The organism is Umezawaea sp. (assembly GCF_036375055.1).
GTDB lineage: Bacteria > Actinomycetota > Actinomycetes > Mycobacteriales > Pseudonocardiaceae > Umezawaea.
Genome location: NZ_DASUSQ010000026.1, coordinates 38,949 through 52,663, shown reverse-complemented (window position 1 = coordinate 52,663; position 13,715 = coordinate 38,949). Strand labels below are relative to the sequence as shown.

The window sequence follows — 13,715 nt, the reverse complement described above, 5'->3', positions numbered from 1 at the left end:
CGAATTCACCCGTCCGGATGATTGGACCGCATCGGCCGATCTTCGGCGACACGGCCCCGGACGACGAGTTCGCGCGCACGCCGGAGAAGCGGACACACCCTGTCCTCCACCCGTGCGAACGTCCTGTCGGCAACCTCGACCGACGTTAGGGAAGATGTCACCGTGAAGATGCGCGATCTGGGGCGGACCGGGATCCGGGTCAGCCCCTACTGCCTGGGCACCATGATGTTCGGCCGGGCGGGGAACACCGACGGCGCCGACTGCGTGCGCATGGTCCACCGGGCGCTCGACGCCGGGATCAACGTCATCGACACCGCCGACGTGTACTCGGGCGGCGAGTCGGAGGAGATCGTCGGCAGGGCGTTGAAGGGCAGGCGCGCCGACGTCGTGCTGGCCACCAAGGTCAACGGCTCGACGGGCGCGGACCCCAACCGCGGCGGCAGCTCCCGCCGGTGGATCACCACCGCGGTCGAGGACTCGCTGCGGCGCCTGGGGACCGACCACATCGACCTCTACCAGGTCCACCACCCCGACCCGCTGACCGACGTCGAGGAGACGCTGTCCGCGCTGACCGACCTGGTGCGCGCGGGCAAGGTGCGCGCCATCGGCTCGTCGAACCTGCCGGTCTCCGAGATCGTCGAGGCGCAGTGGGTCGCCGAGCGGCGCGGCCTCCAGCGCTTCCGCACCGAGCAGCCCACGTACTCCGTGCTCAACCGCGGGATCGAGAGCGAGATCCTGCCGACCTGCCGCAGGTACGGCATGGGCGTGCTCGTGTGGAGCCCGCTCGCGTCGGGTCTGCTCACCGGCCGCTACCGCAAGGGGCGGCCCGCGCCCGTCAACCCGCGGATGCGCTGGGTGCCCCGGCACCTGACCGACGAGGGCAAGCTCGACGCGGTCGAGCGGCTCCTCCCCCTGGCGCGCGAGGCGGGTCTGTCGCTGACCCACCTGGCGATGGCCTTCGCCGTCGCCCACCCCGGCATCACCTCGGCCATCATCGGCCCCCGCACCGCGGATCAGCTGGAGGACCTCCTGGCGGGCGCGACGACGACCCTCACCGACGACGTCCTGGACCGGATCGACGCGATCGTGCCGCCCGGCACGGACGTCGGCCCGATCGACGTGTCCTACGTCCCGCCCGCCATCACCCGCACGGACCTGCGCAGGCGCGCGGCGGACGAGCGCGCGGCGGCATGAGCGGAACCGTCCTCGACGCGCGGGCGCTCAACCGCGCCGCGCTGGCCCGGCAGCTGCTGCTCGACCGGGCCGACCTGCCGGTGCTCGACGCCGTCGCGCACCTCGGCGGCCTCCAGGCGCAGGAGCCGCAGGAACCGTTCGTCGGGCTCTGGTCGCGGGTGCGCGCGTTCGACCCGGCGGCGCTCTCGGACCTGCTGACCGGGCGGCGGGTGGTGCGGACGCACCTCATGCGCCGCACCGTCCACCTCCTCGCGTCCGCCGACGTCCTGGCGTGGCGGGCGAGGCACGACGCCATGCTGCGCCAACGGGTCCTCGGGACCTACCGCCGCGAACTCGCCGGGATCGACCTCGGCGAGCTCGCGGAGGCGGGCCGGGCGGTGATGGCCGACGGCGAGCCCCGCTCGATGGGCGACCTGGCGCGGGCGGTCGCCGACCGCTGGCCCGCGCCCGGCCACCGGCCGCTGGGCGAACTGCTGGTCGCCGCCCTCATCCCGATGGTGCAGCTGCCGCCGCGCGGGCTGTGGCGCGCCAAGGGCGGGGTGCGCAACGTGCCGGTCTCCTCGTGGCTGGGCCGCGAGGTCGATCCCCTGCCGGAGGACGGTTCGGACCCGGTCGGCCAGGCTCTGGTGCGGCGCTACCTGGCCGCGTTCGGGCCCGCGGCGACGGCGGACCTGCGGGCCTGGAGCGGTCTGGCCGGTCTGCCCGCCGCGGTGGCCGCGCTGCGCGACGAGCTGGTCGGCTTCCGCGACGAGCGGGGCCGGGAGCTGCTCGACCTGCCCGACGCACCCCGCCCGGACGCCGGAACCCCGGCCCCGGTGCGGTTCCTGCCCGCGTTCGACAACGCGATCCTCGGCTACGACGACCGGAGCCGGATCATCGACGACGCCCACCGCGGCCTGTCGGTCGCCGGTGAGCGCGTCGCGCTCGTGGACGGCCGGGTCGCGGCGACGTGGACCGCGAAGGAGGGCACCGTGCTCGTCACCCCGCTGCGGGCCTTCACCCGCGCCGAGCGCACCGCCGTGACCGAGGAGGGGGAGCGGGTGGCGTCGTTCCTCTCCGACGGCGCGAGCGCGCGGGCGTCGATCGCCGAGGTCGGCTGACCGCGGTCTCCGGAGCACCCCGCGGTGTGCTCCGGAGACCGGTGCTCACGCCGTCGTCGTGGTGGCGGCGCGGACCTCGCTGGTGCCGAGCTCGACCGTCTGCATGCCCCAGAACACCGAGAACTCGATGATCAGCAGCGCCTCGACGGCCAGGACCGCGTGCGGGACCCCGAGCTGGTAGAGCACCACGGAGCCGACCACGGTCAGCGCCATGGCGACCGCCGTGGCGCCGTAGCGGTTCCGCCAGGGGCTCACGCTCCTCTTGGCGGCGAAGTCCAGGGCGTTGAGCCAGACCACCGCGACGATGCCCGCGAACAGCAGGATGGCCGCGGTGGCGTGGCCGTAGCGCAGGAACAGGTCGCGCCAGGTGAAGAAGACCACCAGGCCCGCCGCGAGCAGGGTGAGCGTCACGACCAGCGCCCCCTTGGCGAACCCGCTGGGCGGGACGTCCCGGTTCGGGCGGACCCGCGGCAGCAGCCACGCGGCGAGCGCGGCGAGCAGCGCGACCACCAGCAGCGCGCCCACGTTGTTCGCGACGGCGTCGGCGAGACCGGGGTTGCCGGGCACCGGGGATCCGGCCGAGGTGCAGGTGCGGTCGAACTCGGTCGGCACGAAGGCGACCACGAACGCCATGAAGCCCGAGTGGTCGAGCACCACGTTCTCGCGGTCCGTGTTGCCCCGGTAGACGACGAGGCAGACGCCGATCGCGCACAGGGCGCCGACGAAGACGCCGCGCACGGACGTGTGGTAGTACGCGCTGATCGACCGCAGCGTGCAGAAGGAATCGATGAAGACCACCTGCGCCGCGATCGACACGGCGAGCAGCGTCGCCAGCAGGAGCATGGCGAACCGCAGTGCGAGGTAGGTCTGCCTGGCGTTGTTGTCCTCCACGACAACCCTCCATCCGTCGTTCCGTCGACGACCCGACCTCCGGGGCGGGCGAGGGGCGGCGGACCCGGCGTCGTGCGCCCGGAGGTCGAGGAAGAGCACGAGGGGTGGGGCGCGGACCTGGCCGTCGTGGTCCGCGACGCGCGCGGCACGACGGCGACCGGGCCGCCGCCGGTCACCTCGTTCGACGTACCCGCCCTGGCAGTCGCCGCCCCGTGCGGTGCCGTTACGAGTGCTTCGGGAATTCCACGGGAACAACTTGAGGCGTCAACCGCGGTGGTCCTATGTTGAACCGGAACCCGGACCCGATCACGGAGGACAACCCCCATGACCACCGCCATCCAGATCCCCGGCTACGTCGCAGGCACCTGGGTCATCGACGCGACCCACTCGGCCGTCTCGTTCAGCGTCCGGCACCTGATGGTCAGCAAGGTCCGCGGCGGCTTCCGCACGTTCGAGGGCACCATCGTCACCGCGGAGGACCCCGCGGCCTCCTCCGTGACCGCGACGATCGACCTGGCGTCCATCGACACCAACAACGAGGACCGCGACAACCACATCCGCTCGGCGGACTTCTTCGAGGTCGAGAAGTACCCGACCATGACCTACCGCTCCACCGGTCTGCGGGTCGACGGCGACGACTACGTCGTCGACGGTGAACTCGACCTGCACGGCGTCGTGAGGAGCGTGCCCCTCACCGTCGAGCTCAACGGCTTCGGCCCCGACCCGTACGGCGGCACCCGCGCGGGCTTCTCCGCGACCGCGGAGATCTCCCGCAACGACTTCGGCATCGACATCCACATGCCGCTCGACGGCGGCGGTGTGGTCATCGGCGACAAGATCGCCATCTCGCTGGAGATCGAGGCCGTGCTCCAGGCCTGAGCCGGGCGTCAGCGGCGTCGGAGCACGAGTTCCCGGTCGCCGAGCGGGGCGAAGAAGCCCTCGACGGCGGCGTCGGAGACCTCCTCCGGCGTCGCCGGGTTCCAGCGCGGCGCGCGGTCCTTGTCGACGACCCGCGCCCTGATGCCCTCGACCAGGTCGGGCGAGCGGAAGCAGGCGGTCGACACCCGGTACTCCTGCGCGAGGACGGCCTCGACCGACGGCAGGTCGCGGGCGCGGCGCAGGGACCGCAGGGTGACCTTCAGCGCGGTCGGCGACCCGCCCAGGATCCGCTCGACGGCCTCCTTGGCCTCGGGCGAACCGAGGTCGCGCAGGCGGTGCAGCACCTCCTCCACCGTGTCGGCGGCGTAGCACCGGTCGATCCACCCCCGCTCCCCCGCGAGGTCGGCGGGCGGTGCGGCGCGGGCGTGGTCGCGCACGGCGGCGTCGACGCCCCCGGCGAGGGCGTCGACGAAGTCCGCCAGGTGCTCGGCGGGCACGAAGTGGTCGGCGAAGCCGCACGCGATGGCGTCGCCCGCGCCGATGACCGCGGCGGTCAGGGCGAGGTGCGTGCCCAGTTCGCCCGGCGCGCGGGAGAGCAGGTGGGTGCCGCCGACGTCCGGGACGAGGCCGATGCCGACCTCGGGCATGGCGAGCCTGGTGCGCTCGGTGACCACGCGGACGCCGCCGTGCGCGGAGATCCCGACGCCGCCGCCCATCACGATGCCGTCCATGATCGCGACGTAGGGCTTGCGGTACCGGGCGACGTGGGCGTTGAGCGCGTACTCGTCGCGCCAGAAGTCCAGCGAGGCCGTGCCGCCCGCGACGGCGTCGGCGTGGATGCCGCGGATGTCGCCGCCCGCGCACAGGCCCCGCTCACCGGCGCCGGAGACGACCACCGCGCGGACCGAGTCGTCGGCCTCCCAGGCCGTCAGCGCCGCCTCGATCCGCGTCACCATGTCGTGGGTGAGGGCGTTGATCGCCCTGGGGCGGTTGAGGACGACGCGGCCGATGCCGCCGTCGTGCCCCAGGAGGACGTCGTGCTCCACCAGGCTGCTCCCGTCGGTCCACCGCGATGATCACGGCCGTGGACCCGTACCGTAGGACGTCCGACTGTTCGGACGCCGGAAAACCGGCCGCCGGGTGAACGACGACACACCGGGGTTCACGACGGCCGCGACCGCTGCGTCACGACGATGCACGCGAGCACGACGGCGGCGGTGAGCGGCACGGCGGGGCCGAGTTCCTCGCCCAGCAGGAGCACGGCCCACACGAGCGTCAGCAGCGGCTGCGCGAGCTGGAGCTGGCTCGCCCTCGCCACCCCGATCAGGCCCATCCCCCGGTACCAGACGACGAACCCGCCGAGCTGCGACACGGCCGCGGTGTACGCCAGGCCGACGACGGCCTTCGTCGTGAGGTGCACCGGCTCCTGCGCCAGCGCCCACCCGGCCACGACGAGGTTCACCGGGGCGGCGATCACCACGCCCCACGCGATGACGCGCCAGCCCGGCAGGTGCGCCGAGAGCCGCCCGCCCTCGGCGTAGCCGAACGCGCAGACCACCAGCGCGCCGAAGAGGTAGAGGTCCGCGACCGTCGGCCGCCCGTGGTTCTGCGCGAGGGTGAACGCGATGATCGTGACGGCCCCGGTGCCCGCCGCCGCCCAGAACGCCGTCGCCTGCCGACGTCCGGTGAGCAGCGCGGAGACGACCGCCGTGGCCATCGGCAGCGCCCCGATGACGACCGCGGAGTGCGCCGTGGACGAGGTGCGCAGGGCGAGCGTCGACAGCAGCGGGAACCCGATCGCGCACCCGGCGGCGACCACGACGAGCGCGGGCACGTCCGCGCGGGCCGGGAGCGGCGCGCGGCTCGCGAGGAGCGCGACGAGGGCGATGAGCGCCGCCACCACGCCGCGGACGCCGGCGGCGCTCCAGGGTCCGAAGCCCTCGAACGCCCAGGTGGTCGCCGGGAACGTGAACGAGAAGGCCAGGACGCCGAGCGCCGCGAGGAAGGTGCCGTTCGACAGTGGTGATACTCGGGTGGAGACGATAGCGCTACTATCGTTCGTCATGTTCGACAGTAGCAGTTCGCAGGATCTGGCCGACGCCCTCACGGGGGAGATCCACGACCTGCCCGCGGGGACGCGCATCACGACCCACCGCGAACTCGTGCGCCGCTTCGGCGTGAGCGCCACCACCGTCTCCCGGGCGCTGGCCATCCTCACCCGCCGGGGCCTGATCGACTCCCGCCCCGGCGCGGGCACGTACCGCACCGCGGCCCGACCGGAGGCGCGCGCCGGGGACACGGCGTGGCAGGAGGCCGCGCTCGAACTGACCAACCACATCGGCTCGCCCTCGGGCACCCCGCGCGGCTTCAAGGCGCCCGCGCTCCTGAGCACGCTCGCGACGGCGGGGCCGGACGTCGTCGACCTCAACGGGGGCTACCTGCACCCGGAGCTGCAACCGCTCACGGCCCTCGCCACCGCGCTCTCCCGCGCCGCCCGGCGCACGGGGGCGTGGGACCGGCCGCCGGTCGGCGGCGTGCCCGAACTGCGCGACTGGTTCGCCGCCGACATCGGCGGCGGTCTCGGCAGGCACGACGTCCTGGTCTGCGGCGCCGGGCAGAGCGCCCTGGCGACCGCGCTGCGGGCCCTCGGCCAGCCGGGCGACCCCGTCGTCGTCGAGTCGCCGACGTACCCGGGGACGATGGCCGCCGCCCACGCCGCGGGGCTGCGGATGGTCCCGGTGCCGCTCGACGGCGACGGGATCCGCGCCGACTACCTCGACGAGGCGCTCACCCGCACCGGGGCGCGGGTCGTCGTCGTGCAGCCGCTGTTCCAGAACCCGACCGGGACGAGCGCGCCGATCGAGCGCGGGCGGGAGATCCGCGCCATCGCCCGCGGGCACGGCGCGTTCGTCGTCGAGGACGACTTCGCCCGGCACATGGCGCACGCGGACTCCGGTCCGACCCCGCCGCCGCTGATCGCCGACGACCCGGACGGCACCGTCGTGCACATCCGGTCGCTGACGAAGGCCACCTCGCCGAACCTCCGCGTCGGCGCGCTGGCCGCGCGGGGGCCGGTCGTGGCGAGGCTGCGGGCCGCCCTCGTCGTCGACACGATGTTCGTGCCCGCGCCGCTCCAGCTCACGGCGCTGGAGGTCGTGACGGCGCCGGGCTGGAAGCGCGGGCTGGCCGCGCTCGGCTCGGCGCTGGCCCACCGGCGGCGGACCGCCGTGGACGCGGTGTCCGCCACGTTCGGCGCGCACGCCCTCGCCGTGGTCCCGCGCGGCGGCTACCACCTGTGGGTGTCGCTGCCCGACCACCTGGACGGCAGGCAGTTCAGCGCCGCCGCGCTGACGAACGGCGTCGCCCTCACCCCCGGCGACAACTACTACCCCACCGACAACAGCGCGCCCCACGTCCGCCTCAGCTACGTGGCCGCGCCGTCGGCTGCGGACGTCGGCGACGCCGTCCGCCGCCTCGGCCCCCTCCTCGCGGAGGGCTGAGGGGCAGTCAGGGCGTCGGTTCCGAGTCCAGCGCGACGTACTGCGACCTGCCCTCGGCGGTCACCCTCATCAGCGGCACCACCTTGTGCCGCGCCCGGCCGTCGTTGCCGTAGGAGAGTTCGCCGCTGGCCCCGTAGACGGCGTTCTCCAGGTTGAGCAGCTTGACCGTCTGCATCACCTGCGCCGAGTCGACGAGCCCGCCGTCCTTGCCCGCCGCCCCCTTGATGGCGGAGGTGGCCGTGAGCACGGCGTCGTAGCCCATGATCCGGCCCGCGTCGAACGAGGGGATGTCGTCGAACACCAGCGGTCGGCCGAGGAAGCCCTCCACGGCGGCGCTGCGGAACTTCCTGGTCTCCTCCAGCGGGTTGTCCCGGTCGACGACCCAGGCGTGGGACGAGGCCACCTCGGTGTAGTAGATCTCCACGTTCCTCATGGAGTTGCTCCTCAGGTCCATCGCCGTCAACTGGGCCGCCGTCACGTCGTCGCCGGTGAAGATGCGGATCGGCTTGTCCGCGCACGCCCGGTCCTTCAGCTTCGCGACGAGCAGGACGAGGTCCCGGCCGCGGCCCGCGAAGTAGACGAGACCGGTGCCGGTGGCGCAGATGTTGGGCATCATCTGGCCGAAGGCGTTGTCCACGCTGCCGAGCAGCGAGTCGTACTGCTGCTCCTGCTCGACGACGACGTGCTGACCGTCCTCGTACTGCTTGGTGAACGCGTCGGCGAGCGTCCGGGGGTAGAGGTCCTCCCTGTTGGTGTCCACGACCATCAGCGCGGAGGTGTCGGGGAAGTTCTTGGCCTGCTTGGCCGCGGCGGCGGCCTGGCGGGAGTTGGTCGGCGCGGGCAGCAGGAGGCCGTCGAAGCGGATGTCGTCGGCGGTGATGGTGGACGCGATCACCGGGATCTTGGCGTCGGTGAGCCTGCCGATGGCCTGGCGGGCGTTCTCCAGGCTCAGCCCGATGCCCGTGACCGCGACGAGGTGGTCCTCCGTGCGGCGCCGGGCGTCGATCTCGTCCACGACCTCCCGCCAGTGCGCCATGTCGCCGCCGGGGTTCGCGAGCAGCAGGCGGACCTTCGGGGTCACCCCGGACCTGTTGTGCCGGACCTGGGCGAGGCGCGCGCCCTCCACCTGGTCGACGACCCACTCCGGGGTGATGATCGACGTCCTGCTCGGCGTCATCGGCAGGAACACGGCGACGCTGACGTACTCGCCCTTCTCGACCTCCGCGTTCGCCTGCCGCACGCGCTCGACCACGGCCGACAGCGCCTCCTGGTCGAAGTCGCTGCCACCGGCGCTGATGCCGACGCACTCGCCCGCGGCGTTCACGCGGACGTCGTCCATCCCGTCGCAGCGGCCCAGGCGGTCGCGCACGACCACGAACCCGACGGCGAGCAGCACGACCACCACGACGGCGGTCGCGATCCACAGGGGTCGGCGCAGCCGGGACGGGGGAACGGGGATGGACGAACTCATGCGCGGTACCTCTCCGCCCGGTCGTACAGGAGAATCGATCCCCGGCCGCGGTGCTGCGCCAGGTGGCCGTAGCCGTGCTCGACCCGACCGCGCAGCACGCCCTCGGGGTCGCCGAGCGGGTCGCTCGTCAGCCACAGGGCGATCACCAGCCGGGACAGCACGAGGGTGAGCGCGTCCGCCGCCGGGACGTCCCGGACGAGGTCCTCGACCTGGCTGAGCGGGTCGACGTCCCGAGCGAGGCGGTTGGGCGCGGACGTGATCAGGTCCAGGTCCCGCAGCCAGCGCAGGGCGGTGTCCTGGTCGAGCACCCGCGCGGGGTCGGTGAACGGCGTCGCCAGGTGGGCGACCACGGCGCCGACGTCACCCGCGGCCAGGTCGTGGTAGCGGGCGGCGGCGGGGTCGCCCTGCGCCTCGTGGTGGTCGCGGCACCGGCGGTTCACGGCGTCCCAGCCGAGCGGGTCGTCGTCGGCGCGGGCGGCGAGGGCGTGCAGCAGCAGCGTGCGCAGCCACGGGTCGAGCACCGGCCGCGCGCCGTCCTCCTCGTCGTGCTCCACGTCCAGCAGGAAGTTGTTGGCCAGGAACGTGTAGAGCGACCCTCCCCCGTCCGGCAGGTCCGAGCGCAGCACCACCGGGTCGGTGATGAACTCGATCCCCCGGCCCGCGCTCGCCGAGACCAGGTCGCGCAGCTGCCGGTCGGACAGGTCCTGCCCCGCCCTGTGCAACGCCAGTTCCGCCAACGACTTGCCGCTCTCCTCGTCGGCGGGGACGGACAGCACGCCCCGCAGCGCGTGGCCGGTCGGCGGGACGTCCTGCTGTGCCAGCGCGTCGGCCAGGTCGTGCAGCGCGCCGGGACGGCCGTGGGTGAGGCGGTGGGCGAACCCCTCGGGCAGCACGGCACCGCGCCCGCCGACGACCTCCTCGGTGTCCGCCGCGCCGAGCCGACCCAGCGACACCAGGTACCAGGTGTCCCAGTCGGTCCGGGTGCCGCTGTCCAGCTCCACCTCGGCGGGCGTGCGGGGCAGGCGCGTCTCCCGGCCCGCCACGGCGTCGGTGCCCGGCCGTCGCCACGCGCCGTTCCACCCGACGTTCCAGGTGCGGCTGGTCGTGAACACCGCGGCGTGGTCGTCGGTGACCCCGAACCGCTCGCGCGCGGCGAGCAGTCCGGTGAGGAAGGCCCTGCCCTCGCGGGTGTGGGCGTTGTCCAGCAGCAGCACGCAGTTCGCGGTGCGCCGCATCCGCCGCAGCGGACCGGCGAACGCCTGGTCGAGGTCGGCGAGGAACGCCTCGAACACGAGGCCGTCGACCGCGGCCCGGTCCGCGCTCGACCCCCGGTCCTTCTTGTTGAGGTCCACCAGCAGGTCCCGCGCGTCGCCGTCGAAGTCGGACGACAGGCTGCGGACGAGCCGCAGCGCGCGCCGCCGCGACACCCAGTTGAGGCCGTTGAGCAGCGTGCCGGTCGCCGTCGGCGCCCAGCCGGGCAGGCCACCGGTCTCGCCCGCCAGCCGCGCCAGGTCGAGCACCTGCTCGCGGTGGACCTCCAGCGGCCGGTCGGCCCGCATCAGCTCGTTCAGCTCCGCGAGCGCCTTGGGGCGGTTGCCGGTGTTCACGTTGCCCGCCAGCACCAGCGCGCACAGCCACAGGCGGGGGAAGGCGAGCCTGCCGAACTGCGCCACCTCGCGGCTCAGGTCGAACGCCAGCTCGGTCAGGATCTTGCTCGGCCGGGCGTCGCCCACCTCCTCGAAGTCGAGCGACGCCCACGGGACGCGGTTCACGCACCGGCGGCCGATCTCGTTCAGCAGCGCAGTCTTGCCGCTGCCCCTCGGCCCCAGCGCCGCCACGACCGGCAGCCTGCGACCGCCGTCGCCCGAGCGCGGCACGACCTGGTCCACCAGGCTGTAGGAGATCCCTCGCACCCCTGGTAGCGGACGACTGCCCTCGGACATCTGACTCCTGGCGTGCCGGTAGACCGCGCGTCCGGTCGAAGGTCCGAACAGTCTGCGGACGCCACCCCGCACCACGCCGCCGCTTCCGCACCGGTTCACCCCTTCAGGCCCAGCGGCTACCGGAACGGCCTAGCCCACCACCGCACAACTGCGGCGCGTCACCGCGTCAGAGCGAGACGGTCAGCCCGCCGTCCACCACCAGCGTCTGCCCGGTGATCGCGCCCGCCCGGTCCGAGGCCAGGAAGGCGACGGCGTCGGCGATGTCCCGCGGTGTCGCGAGGCGCAGCGGGGTGCGGCTCGCGCGGCGGTCCACGCCCGCCTGGTCCACCACCGTGAGCGAGCCGGGGGTGGGGATGAAACCGGGCGCGACGGCGTTGACGCGGATGCCGTTCGGCGCCAGCTCGACGGCCAGCTGCCGGGTCATGCTGGCCCCCGCGCCCTTGAGCGCGCCGTACATCGTGGCCTTCGGGAACCCGGTCGTGGCCGTGATGGAGGTGATGTTGATGATCGAGCCGCCGCCGTCGCCCATGGCCTTGGCCGCGCCCTGGCTGAGCCAGACCATGCCCTTGATGCCGATCGCGATCATCCGGTCGAGCGCCTCCTCCTCGACGTCGGGCAGCAGCGCGTAGTGGATCCACGCGGCGTTGTTGACGACCACGTGCACGCCGCCGAACCGCTGCGCCACCACGTCGACCAGGGCGAGGACCGTCGCGCGGTCGCTCACGTCGCCGTGCACCGGGTGCACGCCGGGCGCGGCGGCGGCCGGGAGCGTCGAGAGGTCCCGGTCGACCGGGTAGCCGACGTCGAGCCCGACGACGGCGCACCCCTCCTCGGCCAGCCGTTCGGCGATGGCCGCTCCGAGCCCCCGTGCCGATCCGCTGACGACGCACACCCTGGTCATAGCGCTCTCCCCGTCGTGTCCGGTGTCCACCTCGGCGGCGCGATGCCCTCGACGTCCGCCTTGATCTGCAGTGCCACGAACCGCGAGTAGATGCGGCACATCGCGAAGCTCCCGCCCACGACGTAGAAGTTGTCCTGGCCGGTCCGCGACCACATGCCGCGCAGCTCCCAGTCCGGCCCCGGACCCCAGACGGGTCCGACCCGGTCGGCGACCTCGTCGCCGAACAGGGCCCGCACGCCCTCCTGCATCGGCTGGTAGCCGGTGGCGAGCACGACGAGGTCGGCCTTCACCGAGGAGCCGTCGGCGAGCACCACCTCGTCCTCGGTGAAGTGGTCGACCCCCTTGCCCTGCTTGAGCTTGATCCGGCCCTCGATGATCAGGTCCGACGCCCCGACGTTGATGTAGTAGCCGCCGAAGTACCGGATGAGCTTGAGGTAGAAGCCGGTGTCGTCCTCGCCGTTGTCCAGCGCGAAGCCCGCGGCGCGCAGGCCGTCGAGGAGTTCGCGGTCGTCCTCGGCCATCACCCGGCTCAGCGGCCCGTGGAGCTCGCGCAGCAGCACGTTCGGCACGGAGGCGCTGCGCAGGTCGGTGTCCTCCAGTGGCCGCACCCCGTCGGCCTGGCTGTACAGCGCGAACACCCGCGCCGCGCTCGGCTCCAGGCTCACGACCGTCGTGGAGGAGCGCTGGAGCATCGTCACGTCCGCGCCCCGCAGGCAGAGGTCCTGCGCGATGTCGTGGGCGCTGTTGCCCGCCCCGACGACCAGCGCCGTGCGGCCGTCCACGTCGAGGTCCTCGGTGTGCCCGCTGGAGTGGATCACCCGGCCCCGGAAGCGGTCCACCCCCTCGAACGAGGTCGCGTTGGGGATGCCGCTGACCCCGGTGGCCATGACGACGTGGCTCGGCCGCAGGGTCCGGACGGTGCCGTCGGCGCGGCGCAGCCGGACCGTCCACCGCCGGTCGGTCTCGTCGAAGCGGCCGTCGAGGAACTCGGTGGACGTCCACACGTTCAGCTCCAGGGCCTTCGCGTAGGACTCGAACCAGTCCGCGAGCATGTCCTTCGGGATGTAGACCGGCCACGTGTCCGGGAAGGGCAGGTACGGCATGTGGTTGACGCAGATCTCGTTGTGCAGCGTCAGCGAGTGGTAGCGGTGGCGCCAGTTGTCGCCGATCCGCTCCATCCGGTCCACGACCAGCGTGGGCACGTCGAGCTGCCCGAGCCGCGCGGCCAGGGTGAACCCGGCCTGCCCGGCGCCGATCACCACGACCTCGGGGTCGGCGGTCCGGAACTCGGCGGTCGCCGTCCGGCGGTCGAGCCAGTTCTCCCGGCCCTGGTCGGCGGAGCGCCGGTTCTCCCTCGGGCGGCGGGGACCGGTCTTCTCCGGGTACCCGTCCAGCTCCTGGAGCGTGGTGAGGAAGGTGAAGGCGCGGTAGGTCCCCGGCTCGGTCTCCACCAGCCGGACGAACCCCCGCCCGCGGCCGAGCGCGGTGCGGAAGCCGAAGAACGCCTCGATCGTGCCGGTCAGCTCGCCGAGCACGCCCTCGACCGGGTCCCCGGCCTCCAGCACGGGATCGGTGAAGCCGCTGGGGCTCAGCGCCGCGCGCCACGCCGCCTCGACCTCGTCCGGTCCCCGGAACGTGCGGATGTCCCACGTCAGGGCAAGCAGGTCGCGCCAGTAGCACTCCGGGGCGAACAGCGACGCCGCCGCGGCGTGGTCGCTGCCCTCCAGCGCGGAGCCGAGGGCGGACAGCCAGGCCGCGGCGATCTCCCGCCGCTCCTGGCCCCGTGCCTCATCGGGGACGGTCATGGTGTTCCTTTCCGCGACGGTCGTGGGTGCG

The 13,715-nt window shown here is 73.5% G+C and carries 11 protein-coding genes; 4 read left to right on the top strand and 7 right to left on the bottom strand.

What is annotated here, in order from left to right:
- The first annotated feature begins 162 nt into the window (after positions 1-162).
- Positions 163-1,194 carry an aldo/keto reductase gene (locus VFZ92_RS08505; RefSeq protein WP_330875261.1) on the top strand — a complete coding sequence of 344 codons (1,032 nt, stop codon included), beginning with the start codon at positions 163-165 and terminating at the stop codon, positions 1,192-1,194.
- The gene (locus VFZ92_RS08500) at positions 1,191-2,294 is read left to right on the top strand and encodes a winged helix DNA-binding domain-containing protein (RefSeq protein ID WP_330875260.1); all 1,104 of its coding nucleotides are present in this window, start codon (positions 1,191-1,193) and stop codon (positions 2,292-2,294) included. Before VFZ92_RS08505 ends, VFZ92_RS08500 begins: the two co-directional genes overlap by 4 nt.
- A 45-nt stretch (positions 2,295-2,339) precedes the next feature.
- Here VFZ92_RS08500 and VFZ92_RS08495 read toward each other — a convergent pair whose 3' ends face one another.
- Positions 2,340-3,185: a hypothetical protein gene (locus tag VFZ92_RS08495; protein WP_330875259.1), complete on the bottom strand. Its 846-nt coding sequence runs from the start codon at positions 3,183-3,185 to the stop codon at positions 2,340-2,342.
- Positions 3,186-3,509: 324 nt separating this feature from the next.
- On the opposite strand from VFZ92_RS08495, the gene VFZ92_RS08490 reads away from it, so the two are divergent.
- On the top strand, positions 3,510-4,064 hold the full coding sequence (locus tag VFZ92_RS08490; RefSeq protein ID WP_330875258.1) for a YceI family protein: 555 nt from the start codon (positions 3,510-3,512) through the stop codon (positions 4,062-4,064).
- Between the two features lie 8 nt (positions 4,065-4,072).
- Here VFZ92_RS08490 and VFZ92_RS08485 read toward each other — a convergent pair whose 3' ends face one another.
- Together VFZ92_RS08485 and VFZ92_RS08480 are read right to left on the bottom strand one after the other, a co-directional pair.
- Entirely contained in the window at positions 4,073-5,113 is a 1,041-nt protein-coding gene (locus VFZ92_RS08485; protein WP_330875311.1) for an enoyl-CoA hydratase/isomerase family protein, read from the bottom strand.
- Between the two features lie 113 nt (positions 5,114-5,226).
- Positions 5,227-6,129 (bottom strand): DMT family transporter, encoded by a 903-nt coding sequence (locus VFZ92_RS08480; RefSeq protein WP_330875257.1) that lies wholly within the window; start codon positions 6,127-6,129, stop codon positions 5,227-5,229.
- Here VFZ92_RS08480 and VFZ92_RS08475 point away from each other — a divergent pair.
- Positions 6,128-7,564, top strand: a complete 1,437-nt coding sequence (locus tag VFZ92_RS08475) for a PLP-dependent aminotransferase family protein (RefSeq protein ID WP_330875256.1) — start codon at positions 6,128-6,130, stop codon at positions 7,562-7,564. The two genes, VFZ92_RS08480 and VFZ92_RS08475, sit on opposite strands and share 2 nt — an antisense overlap.
- A gap of 7 nt (positions 7,565-7,571) precedes the next feature.
- On the opposite strand, the gene VFZ92_RS08470 is transcribed toward VFZ92_RS08475, so the two are convergent.
- The 4 genes from VFZ92_RS08470 to VFZ92_RS08455 all read right to left on the bottom strand — a co-directional run bounded on the left by VFZ92_RS08470 (position 7,572) and on the right by VFZ92_RS08455 (position 13,684).
- The gene (locus VFZ92_RS08470) at positions 7,572-9,035 is read right to left on the bottom strand and encodes an ABC transporter substrate-binding protein (protein ID WP_330875255.1); all 1,464 of its coding nucleotides are present in this window, start codon (positions 9,033-9,035) and stop codon (positions 7,572-7,574) included.
- Positions 9,032-10,978 carry a hypothetical protein gene (locus tag VFZ92_RS08465; RefSeq protein WP_330875254.1) on the bottom strand — a complete coding sequence of 649 codons (1,947 nt, stop codon included), beginning with the start codon at positions 10,976-10,978 and terminating at the stop codon, positions 9,032-9,034. Before VFZ92_RS08465 ends, VFZ92_RS08470 begins: the two co-directional genes overlap by 4 nt.
- A gap of 166 nt (positions 10,979-11,144) precedes the next feature.
- A complete protein-coding gene (locus VFZ92_RS08460) occupies positions 11,145-11,879 on the bottom strand; it encodes an SDR family NAD(P)-dependent oxidoreductase (protein ID WP_330875253.1) in 735 nt (244 codons plus the stop codon).
- On the bottom strand, positions 11,876-13,684 hold the full coding sequence (locus tag VFZ92_RS08455; protein ID WP_330875252.1) for an NAD(P)/FAD-dependent oxidoreductase: 1,809 nt from the start codon (positions 13,682-13,684) through the stop codon (positions 11,876-11,878). Before VFZ92_RS08455 ends, VFZ92_RS08460 begins: the two co-directional genes overlap by 4 nt.
- Positions 13,685-13,715 lie beyond the last annotated feature (31 nt).

Excerpts from the sequence above, each read along its gene's own strand:
- VFZ92_RS08500 (WP_330875260.1), top strand. The coding sequence starts at position 1,191 with ATGAGCGGAACCGTCCTCGACGCGCGGGCGCTCAACCGCGCCGCGCTG.
- VFZ92_RS08490 (WP_330875258.1), top strand. The coding sequence starts at position 3,510 with ATGACCACCGCCATCCAGATCCCCGGCTACGTCGCAGGCACCTGGGTC.
- VFZ92_RS08475 (WP_330875256.1), top strand. The coding sequence starts at position 6,128 with ATGTTCGACAGTAGCAGTTCGCAGGATCTGGCCGACGCCCTCACGGGG.
- VFZ92_RS08480 (WP_330875257.1), bottom strand. The coding sequence starts at position 6,129 with ATGACGAACGATAGTAGCGCTATCGTCTCCACCCGAGTATCACCACTG.
- VFZ92_RS08470 (WP_330875255.1), bottom strand. The coding sequence starts at position 9,035 with ATGAGTTCGTCCATCCCCGTTCCCCCGTCCCGGCTGCGCCGACCCCTG.
- VFZ92_RS08465 (WP_330875254.1), bottom strand. The coding sequence starts at position 10,978 with ATGTCCGAGGGCAGTCGTCCGCTACCAGGGGTGCGAGGGATCTCCTAC.
- VFZ92_RS08460 (WP_330875253.1), bottom strand. The coding sequence starts at position 11,879 with ATGACCAGGGTGTGCGTCGTCAGCGGATCGGCACGGGGGCTCGGAGCG.
- VFZ92_RS08455 (WP_330875252.1), bottom strand. The coding sequence starts at position 13,684 with ATGACCGTCCCCGATGAGGCACGGGGCCAGGAGCGGCGGGAGATCGCC.